The organism is Blastomonas sp. (assembly GCF_030373265.1).
Taxonomy (GTDB): Bacteria; Pseudomonadota; Alphaproteobacteria; order Sphingomonadales; family Sphingomonadaceae; genus Blastomonas.
Map to the genome: position 1 here is coordinate 42,441 of NZ_JAUCZC010000013.1, position 20,841 is coordinate 63,281.

General features: G+C 65.7%; 20 protein-coding genes. 13 read left to right on the plus strand and 7 right to left on the minus strand.

The window, feature by feature from the left end; translation table 11 throughout:
- Window positions 1-53: 53 nt before the first annotated feature.
- Together QUV11_RS09475 and QUV11_RS09480 are read right to left on the minus strand one after the other, a co-directional pair.
- The gene (locus QUV11_RS09475; RefSeq protein WP_300881998.1) at window positions 54-464 is read right to left on the minus strand and encodes a metalloregulator ArsR/SmtB family transcription factor; all 411 of its coding nucleotides are present in this window, start codon (window positions 462-464) and stop codon (window positions 54-56) included.
- A complete protein-coding gene (locus QUV11_RS09480; RefSeq protein ID WP_300882000.1) occupies window positions 461-1,090 on the minus strand; it encodes a peroxiredoxin in 630 nt (209 codons plus the stop codon). The genes QUV11_RS09475 and QUV11_RS09480 overlap by 4 nt, the downstream gene beginning before the upstream one ends.
- 104 nt (window positions 1,091-1,194) lie before the next feature.
- Here QUV11_RS09480 and QUV11_RS09485 point away from each other — a divergent pair, with 104 nt between their 5' ends.
- Genes QUV11_RS09485 through QUV11_RS09505 form a run of 5 tightly spaced genes read left to right on the plus strand, consistent with a single transcriptional unit; the run spans window position 1,195 to window position 6,051 of the window.
- The gene (locus QUV11_RS09485; protein WP_300882002.1) at window positions 1,195-2,112 is read left to right on the plus strand and encodes an MBL fold metallo-hydrolase; all 918 of its coding nucleotides are present in this window, start codon (window positions 1,195-1,197) and stop codon (window positions 2,110-2,112) included.
- Window positions 2,112-2,552: a YeeE/YedE thiosulfate transporter family protein gene (locus QUV11_RS09490; RefSeq protein WP_300882004.1), complete on the plus strand. Its 441-nt coding sequence runs from the start codon at window positions 2,112-2,114 to the stop codon at window positions 2,550-2,552. The genes QUV11_RS09485 and QUV11_RS09490 overlap by 1 nt, the downstream gene beginning before the upstream one ends.
- The gene (locus tag QUV11_RS09495) at window positions 2,549-2,959 is read left to right on the plus strand and encodes a DUF6691 family protein (protein WP_300882006.1); all 411 of its coding nucleotides are present in this window, start codon (window positions 2,549-2,551) and stop codon (window positions 2,957-2,959) included. The genes QUV11_RS09490 and QUV11_RS09495 overlap by 4 nt, the downstream gene beginning before the upstream one ends.
- A gap of 44 nt (window positions 2,960-3,003) precedes the next feature.
- On the plus strand, window positions 3,004-4,278 hold the full coding sequence (locus QUV11_RS09500) for an FAD/NAD(P)-binding oxidoreductase (RefSeq protein WP_300882116.1): 1,275 nt from the start codon (window positions 3,004-3,006) through the stop codon (window positions 4,276-4,278).
- A 3-nt stretch (window positions 4,279-4,281) separates the two neighbouring features.
- A complete protein-coding gene (locus QUV11_RS09505; RefSeq protein WP_300882008.1) occupies window positions 4,282-6,051 on the plus strand; it encodes a SulP family inorganic anion transporter in 1,770 nt (589 codons plus the stop codon).
- Between the two features lie 90 nt (window positions 6,052-6,141).
- On the opposite strand, the gene QUV11_RS09510 is transcribed toward QUV11_RS09505, so the two are convergent.
- The gene (locus tag QUV11_RS09510; protein ID WP_300882010.1) at window positions 6,142-6,423 is read right to left on the minus strand and encodes a hypothetical protein; all 282 of its coding nucleotides are present in this window, start codon (window positions 6,421-6,423) and stop codon (window positions 6,142-6,144) included.
- A gap of 264 nt (window positions 6,424-6,687) precedes the next feature.
- On the opposite strand from QUV11_RS09510, the gene QUV11_RS09515 reads away from it, so the two are divergent.
- The 6 genes from QUV11_RS09515 (at window position 6,688) to QUV11_RS09540 (ending at window position 13,786) form a co-directional block, all read left to right on the plus strand.
- Window positions 6,688-8,196 (plus strand): lipopolysaccharide biosynthesis protein, encoded by a 1,509-nt coding sequence (locus QUV11_RS09515; RefSeq protein WP_300882012.1) that lies wholly within the window; start codon window positions 6,688-6,690, stop codon window positions 8,194-8,196.
- A 289-nt stretch (window positions 8,197-8,485) separates the two neighbouring features.
- Entirely contained in the window at window positions 8,486-9,205 is a 720-nt protein-coding gene (locus QUV11_RS09520) for an ABC transporter ATP-binding protein (RefSeq protein ID WP_300882014.1), read from the plus strand.
- Window positions 9,202-10,650: a DUF3526 domain-containing protein gene (locus QUV11_RS09525; protein ID WP_300882016.1), complete on the plus strand. Its 1,449-nt coding sequence runs from the start codon at window positions 9,202-9,204 to the stop codon at window positions 10,648-10,650. The genes QUV11_RS09520 and QUV11_RS09525 overlap by 4 nt, the downstream gene beginning before the upstream one ends.
- Complete coding sequence (locus QUV11_RS09530) at window positions 10,647-10,985, plus strand: hypothetical protein (RefSeq protein ID WP_300882018.1); 339 nt, start codon at window positions 10,647-10,649, stop codon at window positions 10,983-10,985. Before QUV11_RS09525 ends, QUV11_RS09530 begins: the two co-directional genes overlap by 4 nt.
- Before the next feature lie 532 nt (window positions 10,986-11,517).
- Window positions 11,518-11,916, plus strand: a complete 399-nt coding sequence (locus QUV11_RS09535; protein ID WP_300882118.1) for a DUF3526 domain-containing protein — start codon at window positions 11,518-11,520, stop codon at window positions 11,914-11,916.
- Entirely contained in the window at window positions 11,849-13,786 is a 1,938-nt protein-coding gene (locus QUV11_RS09540; protein ID WP_300882020.1) for a TonB-dependent siderophore receptor, read from the plus strand. Before QUV11_RS09535 ends, QUV11_RS09540 begins: the two co-directional genes overlap by 68 nt.
- 49 nt (window positions 13,787-13,835) lie before the next feature.
- Here the strand turns inward: QUV11_RS09540 and QUV11_RS09545 are convergent, their stop codons facing one another.
- The 4 genes from QUV11_RS09545 to QUV11_RS09560 all read right to left on the minus strand — a co-directional run bounded on the left by QUV11_RS09545 (window position 13,836) and on the right by QUV11_RS09560 (window position 19,876).
- Window positions 13,836-15,968 carry a S46 family peptidase gene (locus tag QUV11_RS09545; RefSeq protein ID WP_300882022.1) on the minus strand — a complete coding sequence of 711 codons (2,133 nt, stop codon included), beginning with the start codon at window positions 15,966-15,968 and terminating at the stop codon, window positions 13,836-13,838.
- Between the two features lie 199 nt (window positions 15,969-16,167).
- On the minus strand, window positions 16,168-18,072 hold the full coding sequence (locus QUV11_RS09550) for a TonB-dependent receptor (protein ID WP_300882023.1): 1,905 nt from the start codon (window positions 18,070-18,072) through the stop codon (window positions 16,168-16,170).
- Window positions 18,065-18,631: a DUF1826 domain-containing protein gene (locus tag QUV11_RS09555; protein WP_300882025.1), complete on the minus strand. Its 567-nt coding sequence runs from the start codon at window positions 18,629-18,631 to the stop codon at window positions 18,065-18,067. The genes QUV11_RS09550 and QUV11_RS09555 overlap by 8 nt, the downstream gene beginning before the upstream one ends.
- 3 nt (window positions 18,632-18,634) lie before the next feature.
- The gene (locus tag QUV11_RS09560) at window positions 18,635-19,876 is read right to left on the minus strand and encodes a GTP-binding protein (protein ID WP_300882028.1); all 1,242 of its coding nucleotides are present in this window, start codon (window positions 19,874-19,876) and stop codon (window positions 18,635-18,637) included.
- An 82-nt stretch (window positions 19,877-19,958) separates the two neighbouring features.
- On the opposite strand from QUV11_RS09560, the gene QUV11_RS09565 reads away from it, so the two are divergent.
- Window positions 19,959-20,375 carry a MerC domain-containing protein gene (locus QUV11_RS09565; protein ID WP_300882030.1) on the plus strand — a complete coding sequence of 139 codons (417 nt, stop codon included), beginning with the start codon at window positions 19,959-19,961 and terminating at the stop codon, window positions 20,373-20,375.
- A 103-nt stretch (window positions 20,376-20,478) separates the two neighbouring features.
- Entirely contained in the window at window positions 20,479-20,835 is a 357-nt protein-coding gene (locus tag QUV11_RS09570) for a hypothetical protein (protein ID WP_300882037.1), read from the plus strand.
- Window positions 20,836-20,841 lie beyond the last annotated feature (6 nt).

Consider the following 20,841-nt stretch of genomic DNA (forward strand, 5'->3'; position numbering starts at 1 on the left):
CGTAAAAACCCCGGGCGGCGACGTCCGGGGTTTTTCGTATGCAATCCGACGCGCTAGCCGATGCGCGCAAATCCGGCAGCGCCGCGTGGCACGCGCACGGCGGGCTCGGCGGAACCGGCGCCCAGGGGGATCTCCAACGCTTGCTGCAACGCGCCCGCCGGGTCGCTGCTGTCGCCCATCATCGCCTCCATCGTTCGGACGCACAGTGCGGTCCGATCGTCCGCCAGCGTGTAATAGACCTGCTTGGCGGCGCGGCGGGTGCGCACGAGTTCGGTGCGGCGCAGCTCGGCGAGCTGCTGGCTGAGCGCGGGCTGGCCGATCCCGGTGGCGGCGTCGATCTGCCCCACGGTACTTTCGCCATTCAGCAGATAGGACAGGATCATCAGCCGCTGCGGCTGGGCATAAGCGCGCAATTTCTCGGTCATCGCCTCGGCCAGCGCCCGGTTCTGATGGATCGCGGTCATGATGCCGCGACCGTGCGGCAAAACCAGTCGACAGCTGCGCCGTCGGGCATCGCTTCGGGATCGGGGGCCTGCAGCAGGGCGTCGCCGGGACGCCAGCCCTCGGGGGTCATCACCGCCCCGTCATCGGCGCGCTGCAGGGCGGCCAGCAACCGCAGCATCTCGTCGACCGAGCGACCGACATTGTGCGGATAGACGGTAATCGCGCGGACCACGCCGTGCGGGTCGATGAAATAGCTGCACCGCATTGCCGCGCTGCTTTCGGCCTGCTCGTCGATCATGCCATAGGCCCGCCCGATCGCCATCGACGGGTCTTCGACCACGGGAAAGCTGATGCTGACGCCAAAGCTGTCGCGGATCGCGCGCAGCCAGGCATGGTGCGCATAGAGACTGTCCACCGACAGTCCGAGCAACGCGCAATTCAATTCGCCGAACCGGTCCGCCGCGCGTTCCATGCCGATGAACTCGGTGGTGCACACTGGGGTGAAGTCCGCCGGGTGCGAGAAAAACACCAGCCACTGGCCGCGAAAGTCGCGCAGCGCCTTCTCGCCTTGGGTGGTGCGCGCTGTGAAATCGGGCGCGACATCACCGATGCGAACCGCGCGGGCTGGGGTCTGGGACAGGGTCATGGGTGCGCCATCTCACATTTGCGGGGGCCAGATCAATTGGCTTGACGGCTATCCATTACTAACTTACACATTTCATGTAAATATGAATTTGAAGAGGATTTCCCATGTCCGACTCCGCCCTTGCCACCGCCGCCGCGCAGATCACCGCCGCCCGCACGGGCGTGCCGGTCATCAAGGCGTTCTTCGACAAGGCCACCAACACCGTGTCCTATGTCGTCCACGATTCCGAAACCCTGCGGGGAGCGATCATAGACAGCGTGCTGGACTATGACCCCGCATCGGGTCGCACCTCCTTCTCCTCGGCAGACGCGATTATCGCCTATGTCGGGGAGAAGGACCTTGCGATCGACTGGATGCTCGAGACGCACGCCCATGCCGATCACCTCTCGGCTGCGCCCTATCTGCAGCAGAAACTGGGCGGCAAGATCGCCATCGGCGCATCGATCACGCTGGTGCAGAACGTGTTCGGCAAATTGTTCAACGCCGGCACCGAGTTCGAACGCGACGGCAGCGACTTCGATGCACTGTTCCACGACGGCGATCACTTCAAGATCGGCAATCTCGACGTGACCGTGCTGCACGTGCCCGGGCATACGCCTGCGGACATCGCCTATGTCATCGGCGATGCGGCGTTCGTCGGCGACACGATGTTCATGCCCGATTACGGCACCGCGCGCGCCGATTTCCCCGGTGGCGATGCGCGCACCCTGTTCCGCTCGCTGCGCCGCATCCTCGAGCTTCCCGGCGATACCCGGCTGTTCATGTGCCACGATTATCTTCCGGAAGGCCGCGAACATTTCGTGTGGGAAACCACGGTGGCCGAGCAGCGCGCACACAACGTCCACGCGCATGACGGCATCACCGAGGACGCGTTCGTCGCGATGCGCGAGAAGCGCGATGCCGGGCTCGGCATGCCCAAGCTGATCCTGCCTTCGATCCAGGTCAACATGCGCGCAGGGCACCTGCCGGATGCGGAAGACAATGGCGTGCGGTATCTCAAGATCCCGCTCGACGCGCTGTGATGCTGCCCGGCTTTCCCGATGCGATGCCGCTGCAGGGGCTGGCGGGCGGGCTGATGATCGGCCTGTCCGCCGCGATCATGCTGCTGGCTTTGGGGCGGATCGCAGGCGTGAGCGGTCTTGCCGCGCGCGCCACCGGCCTTGCGGCCAGCGGCGCCCCGCGCAGCGTCGCAATCGCGTTCATCCTCGGCCTGCCGCTGGGCGCACTGCTGGTCAGCGTGCTGGTGGGCGGCGTCGAGACGACCTTTCCAGCCAGCCCCTGGCCACTGCTGATCGGCGGGCTGCTGGTCGGCTTCGGCACCCGGCTGGGTTCGGGCTGCACCAGCGGACATGGGGTGTGCGGCATGTCGCGGCTGTCGCCACGCTCGCTGTTCGCGACCGCGATGTTTATGGCCGCCGGTTTCATCACCGTCGGCCTGCTGCGCGCAGGAGGCCTGCTGTGAAACAGACCGCCATTGCCCTCGCCGCCGGACTGATCTTCGGCGCGGGGCTCGCCATCTCGGGCATGGCCGATCCGCAGCGGGTGCAGGCTTTTCTCGATCTGTTCGGCGCCTGGGACCCGACGCTCGCCTTTGTCATGGGCGGGGCGATGATCCCGATGGCGTTGGCCTGGCGCGTCCAGCGACGGATGGCGGCGCCGCTGACCGTCAGTCGCTTCGACCTGCCCGGCACCACCAAGATCGACCGCAGACTGGCGATCGGCGCGCTGATCTTCGGCGCCGGCTGGGGCATCGGCGGATTGTGCCCCGGCCCCGCCATCGCCGATCTGGCCATCGCCCCTGCCCCCGCTGCGATGTTCATCGCCGCGATGCTGGCGGGCATGGCCGTCCACAAGTTCGCCGTTCGATAACGACAATCCGCCGGCGGGCGGAACGGGAGAGTATGATGCAAACCATGGCCAACGGCGCTTCCGATCCGGCGCGCGTCCCTTCTACAACGGCAAAGACCTATGACGTGGTCATTGTCGGCGGCGGCAGCGCGGGCATCGCGACCGCAGCCAGCCTGCTCAAGCGCAACGCGCGGCTGTCGATCGCGATTATCGAGCCGTCCGAGGTGCATTATTACCAGCCCGGCTGGACGATGGTCGGCGGCGGCATTTTCGATGCGCCGTTCACCCGCCGCTCGCAGGAATCGGTGATGCCCGATGGGGTGACATGGATCCGCGCCTCGGCCTGCGGCTTTGCGCCCGAGGACGACCGCGTCATCCTGGCCGATGGCAGCGACGTGCACTATCGCGTGCTGGTCGCGTGCCCCGGAATCAAGCTCGATTGGGACGCAATCCCCGGCCTGCGCGAGGCGCTGGGCCATTACGGCGTGACCTCGAACTACGGCTATGACCTCGCCCCCTACACCCGCAGGCTGGTCGACGGGCTGAAGGGCGGCCGTGCGCTGTTCACCCAGCCGCCGATGCCGATCAAATGCGCCGGCGCGCCGCAAAAGGCGATGTATCGCTCGTGCACCCGTTGGGAGAAATCGGGCGTGCTGCCCAATATCGACGTGCAGTTTCACACCGCAGGCGCGGTGCTGTTCGGCGTGCCGGCCTATGTCCCGGCGCTGATGGAATATGTCGAGCGCTACAACGCGCATCTGAACTTCGAATCCAAGCTGGTCGCGGTCGATGGCCCCGGCGGCTTTGCGACCTTCGAGCAGAAGCGGGGCGATAGCGTGACCCGGGTCGAAGAGCATTTCGACATGATCCATGTCGTGCCGCCGCAGATTGCTCCAGATTTCGTGCGCTCCAGTCCGCTCGCTGCCGCATCGGGGTTCATCGATGTCGACGAGGCGACGCTGCGCCATGCCCGCTACGCCAATGTCTTCGCGCTGGGCGATGCGTGTTCGGCCTCCAACGCCAAGACCATGGCCGCCGCGCGCAAGCAGGCCCCGGTGGTCGCGGTCAACGTGCTGGCCGCGCTCGAAGGCAAGCCCCCGGTTGCCGCTTATGACGGCTATGGCAGCTGCCCGCTGACCGTGGAATCGGGCAAGATCGTGCTCGCCGAGTTCGGTTATGGCGGCAAACTGCTGCCCAGCTTCCCCAAGTGGTTGATCGACGGGACAAAGCCCTCGCGGTTGTCATGGCTGCTCAAGGACACCATCCTGCCGCCGGTCTATTGGCACGGGATGCTGAAAGGCCGCGAGTGGATGGTCAAGCCGCACATGATCGGCGCCTGATCGATGGCGCTTGCCCGCTATCTGCCGGTGCTCGATTGGGGCCGGGGCTATAACCGCAGCATCCTGACCAACGATCTGGTAGCCGCGGCGATCGTCACGATCATGCTGATCCCGCAGAGCCTGGCCTATGCGATGCTCGCCGGGTTGCCGCCCGAGATTGGGCTCTATGCCTCGATCCTGCCGATCGTTGCTTATGCGCTGTTCGGCACCAGCCGTGCGCTGGCGGTGGGGCCGGTCGCGGTGATCTCGCTGATGACGCTGACTGCGGCGAGCAGTATTGCCCCACCGGGGAGCGCCGAGTTCATCGCGGCGGCTTTGGTCCTCGCTTTTCTCTCAGGCGTGATGCTGATCGCGATGGGGGTGTTGCGGCTGGGGTTCCTCGCCAACCTGCTGTCGCACCCGGTGGTCTCGGGGTTCATCACCGCGTCCGGGCTGATCATTGCGACCAGCCAGCTCAAGTCGATCCTCGGCGTCTCGGCGAGTGGCGAGGCGATGCCCGAACTTGTCGGCACGCTGGTGGCAAACCTTGCCAGCACCAATCTGCCGACCCTGATCATCGGCGTTGCCTCGACCGCTTTCCTGTTCTGGGTGCGCAAGGGGCTGAAGCCTTTGCTCGTCACGCTGGGCCTAAAGCCGCGCACCGCAGACCTCACCGCCAAGGCCGGGCCGATCGCTGCGGTGGCGGTATCCACGCTGGCAGTAGTGTTGCTCGGTCTGGAAGCGCAGGGCGTCAAGGTCGTCGGCCAGATCCCGCAGAGCCTGCCACCGTTCACCGTGCCTCTGTTCGATGCCGCGCTGTGGCAGCAACTGGCGGTTCCGGCATTGCTGCTGAGCGTCATCGGCTTTGTCGAAAGCGTGTCCGTCGCGCAGACTTTGGCGGCCAAGAAGCGCCAGCGGATCAATCCGGATCAGGAACTGATCGGCCTCGGTGCGGCGAATGTCGCAGCCGCGTTCAGCGGCGGCTATCCGGTCACCGGCGGCTTTGCGCGGTCGGTGGTGAATTTCGATGCTGGCGCGGAAACGCCGGCAGCAGGCGCCTTCACCGCAGTCGGCATTGCGGTCGCCGCACTGTTCCTTACCCCATTGCTGGCATCGCTGCCGATCGCGACGCTGGCGGCCACAATCGTGGTTGCGGTACTCAGCCTGGTCGACTTCAAAACCCCTCGGCACATCTGGCGCTATTCCAGGCCCGATTTCGCAGCCATGGCCGCAACGGTGCTGGTGACCTTGCTGGCGGGCGTCGAGCCCGGCGTCATCGCGGGCGTCAGCCTGTCGCTAGCGCTTTTCCTGTGGCGCGCATCGCGGCCCCATGCGGCGGTGGTCGGGCGGGTGCCGGAGACCGAGCATTTCCGCAACGTCAAGCGGCACAAGGTGCTCACCGATCCGCGCATCCTGACGATCCGCATCGACGAAAGTCTGACATACCTCAACGCGCGCTGGCTCGAGGAGTTCGTGCTCGAGCAGGTTGCCGAACATCCCGAGCTGCGCCATCTCATCCTGATGTGCTCGGCGGTCAACGGCATCGATGCGTCCGCGCTGGAGAGCCTCGAGGCGATCAACCACCGGCTCGCCGATGCGGGCGTGAAGCTGCACCTGTCCGAGGTGAAGGGTCCGGTGATGGACGCGCTCGAACGCTCGCACCTGCTGCACGACCTGACCGGCGAAGTCTGGCTTTCGCAAAACAACGCCTTTGCGGCGCTGCTGGAAAGGGCGGATGAGGACGACGCGCCGGCATCCCGGGAAGATCCCTGGGCCGCAAGGGGGCTGATCTGACCGGCGACCGCGGACGAACGCACGCGAATACAAAAATGGCGGCGGACCTGAGGTCCACCGCCATCTTGTCAACCTCGAAGGGGGATGAGGTTACTGGTTGGGCACCGTTGCGGGCGGAGCCATGCCTGCATCAGGCGCGATTTCGTTGTTGTCGATCTGGTCTGCGCGACGCTCACCGGCTTCTTCCACTGCATCAGCCTGCGCATCAAGCGCATCTTCCTGTGCTTCGGTCGGTGCCTGGTCGGCCATGTCTTCCAGACGATCGGCTTCGGCATCAGCCTGGTCTTCGACCTGTTCGGCCTGCTCGCTCTGGCATGCTGCCAAGCTCAGAAGTCCAATGCTGGCGATGCCGGTAAAAATAAGTTTACGCATAATTTGCTCCACTACCCTGTTTCATGCACGACGCATGACGGGATTTACGGGCGTCGCCACAGATGGTTGCACGGCACGTCGCATTTTTTCCGCCCCGGGTGGCGGAGCGTGAAACCAGACATCCGCCGTGCCGGCCCTAGCCAAGGCGCGACAAAGCTGCTTAAGAACATGCCCGATTTTGGGGTTGGAACCAGAAGCTTGACATCAGTGCCCCCGCCTCACCAGCCCTCGCAACCGGACGTATCGTCTGGCAAGCGACAGGCTGTGCCAGACGAGGCGCCGGACACAAAAGCCGCCAAAGCCGATGGCGACATTGCCGCCCTGGCCAAAGGTGGCCGCACCAACTTTCTGGGCTTTCTGTTGCGGCTTGCCGCCAGGCTGCCATTCCTGTTCATCGCGGGGCGTCTGTACGGCGCGGAATCGCTGGGCCGCTTTGCCTATGCGATCCTGGTGGTGGAGTTTGCCGCGCAGCTGGCCACTCTTGGCCTGAAGCGCGGGCTGGCGGCGCAGCTTGCCCAGACATCGCGCCCCCATGCGCAGGTCGTTGCCGATGGGCTGCTGGTCAGCTTGATCGCATCTGCGGTCGCGGCCTCCTTGCTGATGCTGTTTCCGGAAATCATGTTTCCCAACAGCCAGGCCGGCGATATCGACCGGCTGCTGCCGCTGATCATCTTTGCTGTGGCAGGGTCGGACATTGCGCTCGCCGCTTTGGCCTATCGCTTCGATATCGCCTCGGCGGTGCGCGCCCGATCGGTCATCGAGCCCTGGACGATCAGCATCGCCGCCTGGATCTTCTTCTATCTCACACCGCAAGACGGCCTGATTCTGGCATATATCGCCTCGATGGCGGCGGCCTTCATCGCCTCGATCTGGCCGCTGCTGCGCAGCTATGGCCTGCCCTGGGGCTGGCAACCTCGGCCGATGAAGCTTGCCCGCATGGCGCGGCGCAACTCGCCGCTCGCTGCCGCCGACGCCATCGAATGGGGGAGCAGGCGGCTCGATCTTGCGGTGCTGGGCCTGTTCGCCTCGCCCGCGATTGTCGGCATCTATTATATCGCCCAGCAGGTGGCCAGCCTGCCGCAAAAACTCAAGACCAGCTTCGACCCGATCCTCGGCCCGGTGATCACCCGCAACCTGCAGGAAGGCAAATTGACCGAGATTGCCCGGCAGGTCAGCCAGGTCGGCTTCTGGATCATCGCAGCCCAAGCCGGGGTTGCGCTGGCACTGGGCATTCCGGGCGAGGGCGTCATGGGACTGGTCGGTCCGAACTTCGTTGGCGGCACCGGCGCGCTGGCGTTCCTGCTGGCGGCAGAAGTGGTCGCGGCGACCGCAGCGGTCAGCGAGGCGGCGCTGATCTATATCGCCCGGCACCGCAACCTGATGATCTCGCTGGCCATGCTGGCGTTGCAGGCGGTGCTCAGTGTCGTGCTGATCCTGACAGCGCAGGCGCTGGGCCTGCCGCCCTTGTTCCAGGCGGCCAGCGTCGCGCTGGCGCTGGCGCTGGCACTGGGGTTCGCGTCCATCGTCAAGGCCCGATTGCTGTCCAAGCTGCTCGGCGCGCCGGTCAACGGCTGGCGCTGGGCATTGGTCTGGGCCGCAGCGGTGGCCTCGCTGGTCGGCTGGGGCTTTACCAAACTTCCCGAATGGGCGGAGCTTGCCTTCGGCATTCCTGCAATCCTGGGCGTCTATGGCTGGATCATCTGGCGGCGTGGCTTTGGTCCGGAAGACCGCGAACTTTTCCGTTCCCGCAAACCCGATACACCCCCAGCCTGATTGCCGGATCGACCGCTGACGCGAAACTGACCGCATTTTGCTTGCGCGTGTGATGATATTTTGTATCCCCCACCTTCGTAGCGAATTGGCCGGGGGGTTTCATTAAGGCAGGATCGCATTCACCATCGCCGGCCGTGGTGTTGCAACCAGATCTCAGGCTGCAGCGAGCGTGCCCTGCGCGTGCAACACCCGGCATGTCGCCAACAGCTTCACCCGATTGCGGGTGCAACCAGGAACGCCGCGCGTGGCCACAGTTGCCGTCCGCGCATCATTTTGAAAAGGGAATCCGGTGACCGATTATACTCTGGCCATTGACAATCTTGTCGTCGAGCGCGGCAGCCGCCGCATCGTGGACGGTCTTTCGCTTTCGCTCGCGCCGGGTGAAATCTACGCGTTGCTGGGGGGCAATGGCGCGGGCAAGTCCACCACGCTGTTTGCGATCCTCGGTTTTCTGCCGGTGTCTTCGGGCACGTTGACGGTGTGCGGGCACAGCCCTGCCGCCAGCCCCGACGCGGTGCGCGCCTCGGTCGCCTACCTTCCCGAAAATGTGGCGCTGTATGATCACCTCACCGCGCGCGAGAATGTCGACTATTTCCTCAAGGTCGCCGATTGCACGCGGTCGCGGGCAGATATCGAACAAGCGTTTGCCAGCGTCAGCCTGGCCGAAGCCGCCTGGGACCAGCGCGCCGGACGCTTTTCCAAGGGGATGCGGCAGAAGACCGCGATCGCGCTCGCGTTGCTGCGCAACACCCCGTTGCTGCTGCTCGACGAGCCGACTTCCGGGCTCGATCCCGCTGCCGCGGCCGATTTCCATGGCTTGCTCGAGGCGCTCTCGGCACGCGGCGTTTCGATCCTGATGGTCACCCATGATCTGCTCGGCGCGGCCGATACCGCAGACCGCATCGGGCTGATCGCGGGCGGGCGGATCGCCAATGAATGGCGCGCGCAGGCGAGCGGACCCCGGTTCGATCTCAATACGCTGCACGACGGCTTTGCAGGCGTCAAATGAACCGCAGCCTGATCATTGCCGCAGCCGAGCTGCGCCTGATCCTGCGGTCGCGGCTGGCGCTGGTCGGCGTCGTGACGCTGCTGCTGTTGTCTGCCATCGCGGCGGTCACCTCTGCCGTTCAGATGGCCGAGACCGCTCAGGCGCGCGCGCAGGCGCAGATCGAGACCGACGAACAGTTCAAGGCGCAGCCGAACCGCCACCCGCACCGCATGGTGCACTACGGAACCTATGCGCTGCGGCCCGTCGGGCCGCTGGCCGCGTTCGATCCCGGCGTCGATTCCTTCACCGGCACGGTCGTGTTTCTCGAAGGGCACCGGCAGAACAGCGCGACCTTCGGTGCGGCGCGTGAATCGTCGGATCTGCTGCGCTTCGGCCAGCTCACCCCCGCGTTCGTGCTGCAGACACTGGCGCCCCTGCTGCTGATCTTCCTGGGCTTTGCCACGATTGCGCGCGAGCGCGAACGCGGCAGTCTGCGCGCTCTGGCGGCGCATGGGGCGAGCGCGCGCAGCATATTGGGTGGCAAGGCGATGGCGCTGGGCGTCGTCGCGCTGCTGGCGCTGGCGCCTGCGCTGGTCGCTCTCGGGTGGGCGGCGTTGCGCCAGCCGCACGAGGGCGGCATCGCTCTGCTTATCGCGCTGGCTTATGCCGGATATCTCGCAGCCTGGGTGCTGGGCATCGTGGCCGTGTCGGGCATCGCGCGGACATCGCAGGGCGCGCTGATCGCGCTGATCGCCGCCTGGGCGTTGATCGTCGTGCTGGTGCCGCGCGCCGCCGCCGGCATTGCAGGGGTAGCCGATCCGCTGCCCAGCCGGGTCGACACCGAACTTGCGATTGCCGCCGATCTGCGCCGCATCGGCGACAGCCACAATCCCGACGACCCGCATTTCGCTGCGTTCAAGGCCGAGACCCTCAAGAAATACGGGGTCACCCGCACCGAGGACCTGCCGTTTAACTATCGTGGCTACATGGCGCAGGAGGGCGAGCGGATCACCTCGCAATTGTTCAAGGATTATGCCGCACGCGCCGATGCCATTCGCGCGCGCCAGTCGGGCTGGCTGGGCTGGGCGGGCGTGCTGAGCCCGGCGCTTTCGGTGCGCGACGCATCGATGGTCGGCGCGGCCACCGATCTCATGACGCACACCGCCTTCATGAACGCCGCCGAAGCCTATCGCTTCGATCTGGTGCAGAGGCTCAACGGGCTGCAGGCCACCGCCGTCTCCGGCGCCGATGACGCCGCGCGCAGCAAGGACCCGCTGGCCGACCGGCGCACCCGCATTTCTGCCGATTTCTGGAAGACCATGCCCGAATTTGAGTTCAACGCACCCTCCCCTGCAGCCCGCGTGACCGTGATGGTGCCGTCGCTGCTGCTGCTCGGGCTGTGGATCGCATTGGCGTTTGGCGTGCTCGGCTTGGCCGCGCGACGGATGGAAAGGCACGGCGCATGAGCAACGTAATACGCGAAATCTGGCTGCTGGGCCGCAACCGCGCCGCGCTCGCGGCACTGGTCCTGCTGGCGGTGTTCGCTGCCGCCGGGGTGGCGATCGGGCTTGCCAATGTCGCGCGCGATTCTGCGATGATCGAGCGGATGCTCGCCGGCCAGCCCGCCGAGGACGCGGCAGTCGCCGGCTTTGTCACAGACGCGGGCTATGGTGCCTATTACGGCTTTCCGGCCGGTCTGGGATCCCCCATCGGATCTCGCTTTTGCCGCGCTTGGCAACCGCGATATCGCGCCTGCGATCCTGCGGGTCCGCTCGCTGTCGCTGGAGGCGCAGCTCTATGAAAACGAGAGCGCCAACCCCGAATTGTCGCTGGCCGGACGGTTCGATCTGGTGTTCATCACCATCTATATCGCGCCCCTGGTGCTGATCGCGCTGCTGCACGATGTGTGGTCGGGCGAGCGCGAAGCGGGACGGCTGTTCATGCTGTCCTCGCTGCCCCGGGCGCGGCGGCGGCTGTGGACGGTGCGGATCGCGGTGCGGATCGCCGGCGTGCTTGCAGCGCTGCTGATCCCGTTTGCGGTGGGGGCCATTTTGGCAGGCACCGCGCTGCCCCGCGTGCTGGCATTCGGCGGACTGATCACGCTCGCCTGTCTGTTCTGGTCGGCGGTCATCCTGCTGGTGGCGCGACGCGGCGCGAGCTCGGTGGTCAACGCCGCAACCTTGGCGTCGATCTGGTTCGCGCTGACGCTGGTCGTTCCGGCGGCGGCCAATCTGGTGATCAACGCGTCGGTGCCGGTGCCCGATGGCGCGGAACTGGCGCGCGAGAACCGCGAGTTCGTCCATGGCGCATGGGATCGTCCGCGCGAGCAGACGATGGACGCGTTTCTGGCGCTCTATCCGCAGCATGTAGCGGGCAGCGCGTTGCCGCCGACCTTCCATTACAAATGGTATTTCGCTTTCCAGCATCTGGGCGATCTGCATGTCGCCGACCAGTCGCGGGCCTATCGAGACGGCATCGCGGGCCGTGCGGCCTATGCCCGGGCGGCAGGCTGGCTGCTGCCACCGGCGGGGATCGCGCAAGCGATGACCGCATTGGCGGGAACCGACGTCACCGCCCAGCTTGAATTTCAACAGCGCATTCGCGCCTATCATACGCGACTGCGTGAGTATTATTATGATTATCTGTTCAGTGAACGCCCTTTCGATGTCTCGATTCTGGCGAACGTTCCGCGTTTCGCTCCTGCTGACGACGACGACGCTGGGGCTCACTGAGACGGCATCCGCCCAGCGCGTCAGCGACAATGCCGCAGTTGGTGCGGAGGACGCGTTCGGCACCAGCATCGGCAACGAGCGCGTTGGCCTGTACAGCGGCAACGACGTGCGTGGCTTCTCGCCGGTGACCGCGAACAACATCCGGCTCGAGGGGCTGTATTTCGATCGCCCGGCCTCGTTCACCGACCGGCTGGTGCAGAGCAATGTCGTGCGCGTCGGGCTGACCGCGCAGAACTATCTGTTCCCCGCGCCCACCGGCATCGTCGATTACACGATCCGGCCGGCGGGCAACGACTTCGTGCTCAGCACGATGTTCGGCCTCAACAGCTGGGGCGGTGGGCGGCTTGAGCTCGACGCGCAGATCCCGGTGATCCAGGACAAGCTCAGCCTGGTCGCGGGCGTGTCGGGCTTCGTCGATGAACTCGCGCCGGGCAACCAGTCGTTCTATGGCTCCTATGCGCTCGCCGCGCGGTGGAAGCCCGCGCCGGGGGTCGAGGTCATTCCGTTCTGGAGCAGGCTCGATCTGTACAACCGCGAGGCCGCACCGCTCTATACACCCGAGGGCGCCTTCCTCCCGCCACGCGTCGAGCGCCGCCGCTTTCCGGGGCCCGAATGGGCCGATCAGCGCAACACGGTGCAGCATTACGGCGCGCTGACCAAGGCGCGGCTGAGCGAAAAATGGCAGCTCGCCGCCGGACTGTTCCGCTCGACATCGGACAGCAAGACCAACTTTGCCCAGAACTTCATCGCGCTACGCCCCGATGGCACCGCGATCCGCCGCGTCACCAGCGATCCGCCGCTGTCGCTCGCCGGATCCAGCGGCGAATTGCGGCTCAGCAGAACCTTCACCGATGGCCCGCGCCGCCACACCGTGCATGCCGCGGTGCGCGGGCGCGAGCGGGTGAGCCGCTATGGCGGCGGCGGGCGGATCGATTTCGAGCGCGCCCCGGTCGATCAGGTGCTCGATATTCCCGCGCCAGACTTCGCCTTTCTGCCGCAGACCGGCGAGACCGTGCGCCAGGGCATTGCGGGCATTGCCTATGATGGCCGCTGGGCGGGTGTCGGCGGCTTGAGCGTCGGTCTGCAGCACACCTGGTACGCCAAGCGCGTCGATCGCCCCGGCGCTCCGCTGGCGCGCACCGATGATCAGGCGTGGCTGCCCAATGTCACCGCCTCGCTCGAGCTGACCGAACGGCTGGCGCTGTACGGCAGCTACACCAAGGGGCTCGAAGAGAGCGGCATCGCGCCCGACAGCGCCGCCAACCGCACCGAAGCGTTGCCCGCGATCCAGACCTCGCAGATCGATGGTGGCCTGCGCTGGAAGGCGCCGTGGGGGATGAGCCTGATCGCCGGGCTGTTCGATGTGCGCAAACCGTATTTTGCCGCCGATGAAGCCAATGTCTTTCGCCAGCTGGGCGATGTGCGGCATCGCGGGGTCGAACTCTCCGCCGCCGGGCCGCTGGCCAAAGGACTGACCGTGGTCGCAGGGGCGGTGCTGATGCAGCCGCGCGTGACCGGCGACGGCGTCAGGCTGGGTCGCGTCGGGCGCCGCCCGATCGGACAGCCATCGCAGCTGCTGACGCTGGCGACGCAATATGCGCTGCCCGGTGTCGAGGGCGTGCAACTGACGTTCAACGTCACCCACCGTGGCACCCGCGCTGCCGATACGCGCAATCTCGTCACCCTGCCCGCGCGCGCCATCCTGGACGCGGGCGTACGCTGGCGGTTCGATCTGGCCGATAACCCCGCGCTGTTGCGGGTGCAGCTACAGAACCTCACCAACGCCTATGATCTCGCCCTGGTCGGCAGCGGCAGCTATCAGGTCAATTCGCCGCGGCAGCTGACGATGTTCCTGACCGTCGATTTCTGATCCGGCAGCGAGACGGGCGGAGCATTGTCGCCCCGCCCGCGCTCGTTTGTCAGCGCGTCACGCCCATTTCGGTCAGCAGCCGCTGCGCACCGTCGACCTTGTCCATCGTCCACAGCATGAAGCGGCTGTCGACATGGATGGTGCGGTTGATGCTGGCGTCGTACGACCAGTCGGACACCACGCCATCCAGCGTGCCATCGAACGCCAGTCCGACAAACTCGCCGCGCGCATTGAGCGTGGCAGACCCCGAATTGCCGTTGGTGATATCCACAGTGGACAGATAGTTCACCGGTAGCGTGCCAAGCTTGGCATCGGCATAGGTGCCGAAATCGCGCGCCTTGAGCGTATCGATCGCAGCCTTGGGTGCATCGAACTCGCCGCGCCCGGTCTGCTTGGCGACCAGACCTTCCGCCGTGGTGAACGGTGTCCAGATCAGACCGTCGCGCTGCTTGCCGGTAACCTTGCCATAAGTGAAGCGCAGCGAGCCGTTGGCATCGGGATACAGTGTGCGGCCCTGCGATTTGGCGAACGCGAGTTGCCCCGCCATCACCTGCGAGCGTGCCGCCTGAAGGCGCCCGGCCCGCTCCTTGGCCTTGTCCTCATCGGCCTTGGCCCCCGGATAGGCGGCAACCGCGAGCTGGAGGAACGGATCGGCCGACGCCTCGAACTCGGACGCGGGCTTGTCCATCCAGCCGATGCGCTGGGCGGTGTCGCCGAGCTGCGTATCGGCATACATCCGGTCCATGCCGATCTCGGCGATCTTGGCCTCGAGCGGCGCGTTGCGCTTGTCGGCGGCGACCTTGGCGTATTCGCCCAGCGCCTGCTGGAACAGCGCGCGATCGACGCCCGCATCGAAGCGCCGCTCGATCTGGGTCAACCGCTCGCGGATCGACAAGCGGTCGCGGTCCTGGAAGCCGGGCTCGCGCTGCGCGTCGGGCTTTTCGCGTTCCTTGGCCCAGCGATAGAGCAACTGCGCCGCGGTCAGCAGCTGCGCGCGGTTGACCGTCGCAAGCCGCATGCTGTCGACCCGCGCCTGGTTGGATTCGGTCACCAGCGTGTCGAGATCTGAGAGCGCCTGACCATAAGTCCGGGTGCGCGCCGGATCCTCGGCCACCCAGGCGCGGAACTCGGCATCGGCCTGGTCCTTGCGGCCCAAAAGGTCGATGGCATCGGCCCCGGCGATCTCGCCGAGCAGCTTCTTCTTGTAGTTGTCCGAACCCTTCAGGATCGAGGCGTATTTGATCTCGGCATCCGGGTTGCCCGCCACCGCCTTTTCAATCGCGTCCGAATACTCGGCACGCAGCTGCTGGTCGATCGCGTAGACCTGCTCGAAATTGTGGCGCACTTCAGCGGCGGTCCAATGCCGCTGGGTGACGCCGGGGAAGCCCGCGACCATCACGAAGTCGCCGTCCTCGAGCGGCTTGTCCGCGATCTTCAGCCACGACTTGGGCTGATAGGGGACGTTCTGGGCCGAATATGGCGCCGAAGACCCGTCGGGCGCGACATAGGCACGGTAGAATCCGAAATCGCCGGTATGCCGCGGCCACTGCCAGTTGTCGGTCTCGCCGCCGAAATTGCCGATACCGCCCGCGGGCGCATACACCAGCCGGACGTCCTTGATCTCGAGCTGCTGCTGCAGGAAATAGGTCTGCCCGCCAAAATAGGGCCGCACATCGCAGCGGCGGTTGGCCTGCTTTTCGCACTGCGCGATCAGGCCTTTGCGGTTGGCCTCCAGCCGGTTGTAGCGATCAACACCCGAGAGCCGGGTGGTGACGCCCTTGTTCATCGCCGCGGTGACATCGCGCAGATCCTCGATGACATAGATCCGCGATCCCGGCGCGGCCTGCAGCTCATCCGCATTGGTTTTGGCCAGGAACCCGTCGACCAGATAATCCTGCCCGGGCTTGGAGTTGTACTGGATCGATCCGTAGACGCAGTGATGGTTGGTCGCGACCAGCCCCTGAGGGCTGACGAACGAGGCCGAGCACCCGCCCAGCGAAACGATGGCGTTGAGCGGCGCGGCGTTGAGGTTGCCCAGATCGGCGGGCGAAAGCTCGAGCCCGGCCTCTTTGAGCTTGTCGCCCAGCGCGGGGGTCTGACCGGGCAGCCACATGCCCTCTTCGGCAATGGCAGGCGCGGACAGCAACAGCGCGGTGGTGGCAAGCAACAGGGGATGACGCATTGAAAATACTCCGGAAGATCGCAAAAGCGATTGCTGGCCGACCAGATAGACCGGGCCAAAGCGCTGGGCAAGCGCGCGTGAAAGCAGGAAGCGGACCATCAAAGGTCGACCGTGAGATAGGCGTTGAGCAGCCTTCCATCGAAGATGTCATAGGCGCCCGGCCCCCGCAGATCGAAGCCGCGCACATCGAGGACGTTGTTCATCGAAATCCGCAGGGTCGCAGGGGTACCGTCGAGATCGAAGGCATAGCGCCCCCCAGCGAGACCAAGGTGCGCGCCTGAATGAACACGGTGTTGTCGATCGTGGCAGGCAGTCTGCCCGCATGGCTGATCCCGGCATCGATCGACACGCCCGGCAGAGACGTCAGCCGCCAGTCAAGATTGACATCCAGCCGCTGACGCGGCGTGCCGACCGGCCGTCGCCCGAGCCGTCCCAGCCGCACGCCATCGCCCGTCACCTTGGGGTCAAGCAGCACGCCGCCAAGGGCGATGCTGAGGTTTCCTGTGACCTTGCCCGACAGCGACAGTTCGATGCCCCGGTTGCGCACATCGCCCAGCGCGCGGAACACATTGTCCACGTCCAGATCGAAATAGGGTTTGCGCAGATCGAACACGCCCGCCACCAGCCGGACATCCGGGCTGATCTGATAGCGCAGGCCCGCCTCCGACTGGCGGGTGATGATCGCAGGCAGCGCCTCGTTGCGGTTGAGCGCAAATGCGGGGGCTACTCCGCTTTCTTCCAGCCCGCGAGTATGGCTGGCGTAGATCGCCAGGCCCGCGATCGCGGTAATCGCCACGCCAAGGTTGTACAGCAAAGGTGTCGCGCGCGTGCCGACCGTGCCGAACACCGGCTGGTCCACCCGCTTGCGATAGTCACTGTAGCTCAGCCCCAGGGTGAGCTCGCCCACCGACTGCCACTGACCCTGATAGGACAGCCCCGCAAACCATTGGCGGACGCTGTCGTTCGCCTGGGGGCCGAAGGCGAAATCGGGTCGCGGCGGGTTGAGCACCTGGCCGATGCTGACCGGTCCCAGATCGATCACAGCCGCGCCATCGAACACCTGCGCCCGATCGCGCCCGCGCAGGCTGACGGTCATGCGGTGCGAACGCGGTCCCTCGGCCAGCAGCTTGCTCAGCCGCACCTCGCCGCTGGTGGACTTGAGCGTGCTGGGCGGATCAGCGAGGATGAGTTGCGAGCCCTCGCCTTGCGGCGTGAGGTCAACGATCAGATTGGTGAAGGCGCGCGCATCATCGAACAGCGATCGAAACACTCCGGCCCGCAATTGCCAGTCATCGCCGAGGTCGACGCGCCCGAACGCGCCGTAATTGATCGCAACACCGCGATAGCGTGCCCAGTCCGGCCCGAAATAGCGGCGACGCGGGACGCGCGGCGGACGAAAGTCGCCAGCCGGGATATAGATTGGCCCGGCCTCGTCGCCATACAGGTCCGATCGCGCCCAGAAGGGGACGATCTCGATCCGGTCATTCGGGGTCAGCTTGAGCGACACCGCTTCGATATGCTGGAAGCTGTCGGTGGCGTTGTAAAAGGCGTTGCGATAGACGCCGGCGCCCACGCCGAGCGCGATGCGATCCTTGACCAGCGGCACACTGGCGTCGAACTCGACCCCGCCGGCGCCAAAGCTGTTCACATTGGCCAGCACCGCGACCGAGGCGGTGTCTTCGGGCTTGCGGAAGCTGTAATCGACGATGCCGGTGGGTGCGGGAAAATCGAAACCGAACGCGCTCAGCCCGACCCGGATGGTGGTGGAACGCCGGATGCGCCCGGTCAGCCCCCAGACCTGATCGAAATACAGCCCTTCGATGCGGACATTGCCCGCTCTGGTCGGCGAGAAACCACGCACCTGTCCGGCATTATAGATGCCGATTGTCTCGCGCCCGACGCTCACACCGAAGCCGTCAGACGCTGCACGGACCGCGTTCTCGCTGGCCCTGCCCTGCTCGCCAAGCGCGCTCGCCTGCTCACCCGCCGGCGGAGCGGGCGCGCCGGCGGGTGACTCGGTAGCCTGCGCGAGCAGAGGCGCAGGCGCAACGCACAAGGCCAGCGTGCCGGCGGCCCACCCCCGGACCCCGCGCACGTCAGCCATCGGCTTGCCGCGAAGGGGTATCGATCACCAGCACCAGCCGGCGTTCTTCGCTTCCCTCAATCGGCGGCGAGCGGTGCAGGCAGGCGCTGTGGCCGGGACCGAACATGTGCCCCTTGAACAAGGCCACCGCGCCGGTGGCGACGCGAAGCAGCGGCGCATCGGGATCATCACCCAGGGTATAATCGGTGCCCGGCCCCGCTAGCGTGCAGATCAGCCGGAGATCGGTATAATCGGCGTGCACCTTGCGGCAGGCATTGCCGGTCACCCCCTCCAGCCGCACCCGCACGGTGTCACAGCGCATCAGCGCGGCAAAGCGGGTGGCCAGATCGGTGATCGCGGTCGCGAGCGTCTCTGGCAGCGGCGGCAGGTCGCCTGTCACCGTGCCGGGCGGACCGGATGCGCGATGGCCGAAGGGGGCGAGATCGAGCAAAGGCGCGATGTCGCCGCGCTGCAACGGCACGGCTTCGGGATCGATGATGATCCGCGTATCGGGATCGAAAATCGCCTGCCAATCGCTGGCGGCCAGCAGGCGGTCGTGGGTCAGCGGTGCGCTTGCCATGGCTCAGGCATTCTCCAGCACGCGGGCCTGCTCGCCCCAGGCCGGGAAGGGATCGGCAAGCTCCCGCCAGCGCTCGGGGGTGTAGCCGTCTGCCTCGACCAGACAGGCGTCGAGCCCGGCGCGCAGCCGTGCTTCGTCCATATTAATGCCGATGAACACCATCTCCTGCCGCCGGTCGCCCCAGACGGAATCCCAGTTGTGCGCGACGAAATCCTCGAACTGGTTGTCATGTGGCCATTGGTTCTTGGGGACCGACGCCCACCAGCGCCCCATCCGCGCGGTCTTCGTCTGCGATCCCGCCACGGCAAGCTCGCCCACCCAGTCGGTGCGGGTTGCGAGCCAGAAGAAACCCTTGGCGCGCACCACCCCCTCGAGGCCGTCTCCGGTCAGGAAAGCGTAGAACAGCTCGGGCGCGAACGGACGCCGTGCCCGGTAGACGAAGCTCTCGATGCCATATTCCTCGGTTTCTGGACGGTGGCTGGCATAGCCGTATAGCTCCTTGGCCCATAACGGATGCTCGGCCGCGCGGTCGTCGTCGAACAGCCCGGTGCCCAGGATCTGCGCAAGGTCGACCTGGGCGCGGCTGGCGGTGACGATGCGCGCGTCGGCGTTGAGCGATGCGCACAACTTGGTGACGGCCCCCAGATGCTCGGCCGTCACGTCATCGGCCTTGTTGACGATGATGACATCGGCGAACTCGATCTGCTCGACCAGCAGGCCAACGAGGCTGCGCGTGTCATCTTCGCCCAGAGATTCGCCGCGATCGGTCAGGAATTCGTGACTGGCATAGTCGTTGAGCAGGTTCACCGCATCGACCACGGTCACCATCGTGTCGAGGGTGGCAACATCCCCCAGCGACTCCCCGGCTTCATCGCGGAAGCTGAACGTTGCCGCCACCGGCAGCGGTTCGGAAATGCCCGTGCTTTCGATGACCAGATAATCGAACCGCCCCGCCTCGGCGAGGATGCGAACCTCCTTGAGCAGATCATCGCGCAGCGTGCAGCAGATGCAGCCATTGGTCATCTCGACCAGCTGCTCGCCCGCGCGGCTCAGCGCCGCCTCCCCGCCGCGCACCAGCGCAGCATCGATGTTCACCTCCGACATGTCGTTGACGATCACCGCCACGCGCAGCCCGTCGACATTGGCAAGGATGTGGTTGAGCAGCGTGGTCTTTCCCGCGCCCAGAAACCCCGACAGCACGGTAACCGGGAGCTTGCGATCCGAGACCGCTGATAATGTGGACATTCGAGGGAACCTTTCCAGTGCTTGTCATGTAACGTTATATCATTATAAGCTATCGGCCAGTTCGACAAGTGGAGAAGTTGCGATGACCATGGACCGCCTAACAGCCACGGCCCGCCCTGCGCGAACCGCCGATGTCGCCGAAGGCGTGGCGATCTCCGCGTCGATCCTGTGCCTGATCCATTGCCTGGCCCTGCCTGTGCTGCTCGCCGGTTCGCCCTGGCTCAGCCGCACCATGGACCTGCCGTTCGACGCACATCTGTGGATCGTGCTGCTGGCAGGCCCGGTCAGCGCATGGCTGCTGTCGAGGGCAGCGCGCCAGCACCGGATCGGCATTTTCGCAGCGGGCATAGCCGGACTGGGCTGCCTGGTCTTGGCGCTTATCCTGCCCGTCTCCGAGCCGATGGAAGCCGTCATCAGCACTTTGGGAAGCTTGATGCTCGCGAGCGCGCATGTCGCCAACTGGATGGCCCGGCATGACCAAGGCCAGCATTGCGCCTGACACATCGAAGCCCAGCGCGATTCATCCAGAAAAGTAGTGAAAGCCTTTGCGATTGTCTGTGGTTATGTTGTATCGTTCCACCTTGACTGAAAAGGGGTGTTTCGTGCGCAAGGCATTTTTCACGGTAATGGCGGGAACCGCTTTTCTTGGCACCACGCAGGCCGCATCGGCGTGCGATCTCGAAGGCTTCGGCTTCACCCGGGTCAACCCGTTCGGGCTCAGCTCCTCCTGGGGGGTGCCGCAGGATCACAAGCAGAGCCAACCTGCATCAGCAGACCAGACCGCCAGTGTGCAAAGCGCCCGCCAAAACGAGGCGTCGACTGCCCGCTCGCAGAGCGAGCGCGAAACTGCCGAACGCCCGCGCGCGGACCGCGCCTCGGCCACCACGACCGGCTTTGTCCCTGTTTCCGCCGAAGCCGCCGCCAGCCAGGCGCAGCGCTTTACGGGGACCAAGGATTGATCGCGC